General features: G+C 72.1%; 4 protein-coding genes and 1 pseudogene. All 5 read right to left on the bottom strand.

From position 1 onward, the window contains the following. Positions 1-406: pseudogene (locus EIO58_RS13925) on the bottom strand (hypothetical protein); the annotation flags it as partial. A 165-nt stretch (positions 407-571) separates the two neighbouring features. Further along, entirely contained in the window at positions 572-1,552 is a 981-nt protein-coding gene (locus EIO58_RS13920) for an NAD(P)/FAD-dependent oxidoreductase (protein WP_127820039.1), read from the bottom strand. Further along, entirely contained in the window at positions 1,545-1,874 is a 330-nt protein-coding gene (fdxA, locus tag EIO58_RS13915) for a ferredoxin (RefSeq protein ID WP_127820038.1), read from the bottom strand. Before fdxA ends, EIO58_RS13920 begins: the two co-directional genes overlap by 8 nt. Next, positions 1,871-3,307, bottom strand: coding sequence for an FAD-dependent oxidoreductase (locus tag EIO58_RS13910; protein WP_127820037.1), 1,437 nt, complete (start codon positions 3,305-3,307; stop codon positions 1,871-1,873). The genes fdxA and EIO58_RS13910 overlap by 4 nt, the downstream gene beginning before the upstream one ends. After that, on the bottom strand, positions 3,304-4,004 hold a 701-nt coding region (cobA, locus tag EIO58_RS13905; protein ID WP_127820036.1), incomplete at its 5' end, for a uroporphyrinogen-III C-methyltransferase. The genes EIO58_RS13910 and cobA, both read right to left, overlap by 4 nt.

Genomic DNA, 4,004 nt, shown 5'->3' with positions numbered 1-4,004 from the left:
CGCGATCGCCGGCCGCGGCTTCGGCCGCCTGCGTGCCCGCAGTCCCTCCGACGTGCGCGGAGCGGGACTCCGGCCGTGTGTCGTCGACGGCGTCCGTGGCCGGCGCGGGGGCCGACATCGGGGCGGCGTCAGGCGGGTTGCTCGCGTCCGTTGCGGCGGTGGCGTCGACCTCGACCGCCATCCTCGTGCGTTCCACACGCCGCGGTGCACCCGCAGCCTCGTCGAACAGCCCGCGCATCGCATCGATGTCGGGGGAGGCAGCTGCCGGGCGGGCGCGCTCGCCGTCCTCGAGCTCGCGGAGGCGCTGCATGGCTGCGGGATCGTCATGGATGTCGGCATCCGGCCCGTACGCGCGCTCGCGGAGCGCACGCAGCTCCGCGCCCGGGTCATCGGCGATCGCAGACATCGAGGCAATCCTGCCTCATGCCGGAGCGGTCGCCGAGAGCGAATCAACCGCCGGGGACGGCCTCGCTGACCGCGGTGGGGCCGTCGAACGACTCCTTGCCGGGATTCCTCGAGCGCCGCCACGAGGTCGTCGGGCGCGCCGTTGTCGCACGCGGCCGTGACGAGATCAGTGGGCGGTGCGCACCCCGATGGAGTCGTGGACGATGACGGCAGCGGCGCGCGCACCCTGGCCCGCCGCGACGATGAGCTGCTGCGGACCGGGCGACGCGGCATCCCCCGCGGCATAGACGCCGGTCACCGATGTGCGTCCCGAACGATCGGTCACGAGGTTTCCGAACCTGTCGCGTTCGAGATCGAGCGCGGTCACGAAGTCGAGGGCGGGGTGCCACTGCGGCCGCACGAACCCGCCCTCGATCTCGACGCGCTCGCCGTCGGCGAGACGCACGGCCGATACCGCGCCGCGCTCGCCCTCGAGGTCGTCGATGGCGCGACGTTCGACGACGATCCCGGATGCCGTGAGCTCTGCCTCCTCGACGGTGTCGACCGCGTCGGACCCGTTGGTGAACACCGTGAGCCGGTCGGTCCAGCGTGCGATCAGCCGCGCGCGGGCCGCGAGATCCGTCGTCTCGCCGATGAGGGCGAGCGAACGGTCCTGCAGCTCCCACGCGTCGCACGCGGCGCAGCTGAAGATCGTCACGCCGTAGTACGCGCGCAGGCTGGGGATGCCCGGCAGCGTCTCGCGGAGGCCGGTCGCGATCAGCACCGAACGCGCCGCGACCGCGGGTGGGATGCCCGGGCCGCGCCCCTGCAGCGCCACCACGAATCGCATGCCGTCTGCGGAATCGGTCGAGAGCAGCCCCGACACGGCCGTGCGATCGAACACACGGACGTTCCGGTAGGCCGCGAGCTCCGCCCGCGCCAGCTTGCGCAGCTCGAGCGGCGGGATCCCGTCACGCGTGAGGAAGCCGTGCGACCGGAGGGTCGCCGCATTTCGCGGCCGACCCGCGTCGACGACGACGACCGAGGCCCTCGCCCGGCCCAGATTGAGCGCCGCCGAGAGCCCAGCCGGGCCGCCGCCCACGATGACGACATCGACCTCGGTCCCAGATGCATCGACCGTAGGTCCCGTGTGCGCGGAATCAGACATGCTCGCCTCCTTGAGGCGGGAGCGCGGCGATGATCGGGTGGTCCTTGTGGATCACACCCACCTTGGCGGCACCGCCGGGAGAGCCGACGTCGTCGAAGAACTCGACGTTCGCCTTGTAGTAGTCCGACCACTCGTCGGGCAGGTCGTCTTCGTAGTAGATCGCCTCGACGGGGCAGACCGGCTCGCACGCGCCGCAGTCGACGCACTCGTCCGGGTGGATGTACAGCGACCGCTCGCCCTCGTAGATGCAGTCCACCGGGCACTCGTCGATGCAGGCTCGGTCCTTCACATCGACGCACGGCAGAGCGATCACGTACGTCATGGGACGAGCGCGCCGGAGGCCGAGATTCGCCGGATCGAGTGCTCGCTCTGCGAGCGTCTCGAGATCGCGACCTGTGCGTCGCGCGGCACGACCTTGACGCGCTCGCGGGTGTGGACGTGCGTCGCGCCCAGCTCGCGCTCGTGCGCGTCGAGGGCCAGCCACCCGTCCCACGTCGTGTACTCGACCGCACGCTCGTCGAGGAGGTCCAGCACATCGCCGTCGACGGCCGGGGCCGAGAGCACGCCGGCCTGCGCGTCGGCGAGGAGGTGCGCGATGGTCTCCATCGCGTCGGACTTGGTGTGGCCGATGAGGCCGACGGGTCCGCGCTTGATCCACCCGGTGGCGTAGAGCCCGGCGATCGCCGGGGCGTCGGTGTCACCTGTGGCCACAGCATCCGTCACGCGTCCTTCGACGTTCGGGACCACGCCGGCTTTCGCGTCGAACGGTGCACCGACCACCGGCGTGCCGTAGTAGCCGACCGCCCGGTACACCTGCTGCACCGCGATCTCGCGGAACTCGCCGGTACGGCGCACCCGGCCGTCGCCGACCGGCTCGGTGCGCTCGAAGCGCACGGCCTCGACCCGGGCGTCGCCCAGCACCTCGACGGGCGAGTGGTAGAAGTGCAGGTGAAGTCGCCGGCTCGCACCGATGGACTCGCGCGTGCGCCAGCCGTTCAGGATGCGGAGCATGACCTTGAGCTGGTTGCTCGTCGCATTCGCGGGGTCGGCGCCTTCGAAGTCCTCGTCGTGCACGACGATGTCGACGTCCGGTACCTCGCCGAGTTCGCGCAGCTCGATCGGCGTGAACCTGATGTCGCCGGGGCCGCGGCGGCCGAACACGTGTACGTCGGTCACCGCCGAGGCCTCGAGGCCTGCGAGCACGTTGTCGGGGATCTCGGTCGGCCGGAGGTCGACGGCGTGCTTCGCGAGCACGCGCGCCACGTCGAGCGCGACGTTGCCGTTGCCGATGACCGCGACCTCGCGCTGGTCGAGCGGCCACTCGGTGGGCACGTCGGGATGGCCGTCGTACCACGCGACGAAGTCGGCCGCGCCGTACGAGCCCGGCAGATCGATGCCGGGGATGTCGAGCGCGGCGTCGCGGATGGCACCGGTCGCGAGGATGAGCGCGTCGTAGCGCTCCCGCAGCTCGTCGAGCGCGATGTCGCGGCCGACCTCGACGTTGCCGATGAACCGCGTGGTGCCCGCGTCGAGCATCTCGTGCAGCGAGTTCACGATCCCCTTGATGCGCGGGTGGTCGGGTGCGACGCCATAGCGGATGAGCCCGTACGGCGCGGGGAGTGACTCGAACAGGTCTATCGCCACCGATCCGCCGGCATCGGCCACGGCGTTCGTGAGGATGTTGCCGGCGTAGATGCCGGCGGGGCCGGCGCCGACGATCGCGACGCGGAGACGGTGGAGGTTCGACAGGGTCACTGGGCAGGGGCCTTTCGCGTGCGCTCGGGAGCGAGCGGGTCGTGCTGGGAGAGATCGAGGGTGGCGAGGTCGGCCGGCGCGTACGGGCTGAGCCGAACGACATCGCCGACGACCACCACGGCGGGGGAGCGGATGCCGCGTTCCGCTGCCTGATGGGCGATGGTGGCGAGCGTGCCCGCCGTGACGCGCTGGCGCTCGCCGTACCCGTCCTCGATGACGGCGACGGGGCAGTCGGCCCCGCGCTCGCCGCGGGCGAGGGTGATCGCGGAGTGCGCGAGCGTGCCGACGCCCATGAGCAGCACGACAGTGTGGTCGCGCCCGCCGCCGAGGTCGCGGATCTGGTCGTGGCCTGTCGCGACGGTGAAGGCGGTGGCGACGCCGCGATGCGTGAGGGGGATGCCGGCGATCGCGGGCACCGAGATCGCGCTGGTGATGCCGGGTACGACCTCGACGGGGATGCCGGCGTCGTGGCACGCCGCGAGCTCTTCGCCGCCGCGCCCGAACACGTAGGGGTCGCCGCCCTTGAGCCGCACGACGCTCTTGCCGTCCTGCGCGAGCTGCACGAGGAGGGCGTTGATCGCGTCCTGCGGCACCGCGTGGTGGCCGGGGCGCTTGCCGACGTCGACGACCTCGGCGCGCAGCCCGACGCCGTCCGCCGCGAGCCCATCGAGCACGGCGCGCGCGCCGAGCCGGTCGG

The sequence above is a fragment of the Microbacterium sp. CPCC 204701 genome, from assembly GCF_004010105.1.
In the GTDB taxonomy this organism is placed as follows: domain Bacteria; phylum Actinomycetota; class Actinomycetes; order Actinomycetales; family Microbacteriaceae; genus Microbacterium.
This window is presented reverse-complemented; position numbering and strand designations above follow the sequence as displayed.

Excerpts from the sequence above, each read along its gene's own strand:
- EIO58_RS13920 (WP_127820039.1), bottom strand. The coding sequence starts at position 1,552 with ATGTCTGATTCCGCGCACACGGGACCTACGGTCGATGCATCTGGGACC.
- fdxA (WP_127820038.1), bottom strand. The coding sequence starts at position 1,874 with ATGACGTACGTGATCGCTCTGCCGTGCGTCGATGTGAAGGACCGAGCC.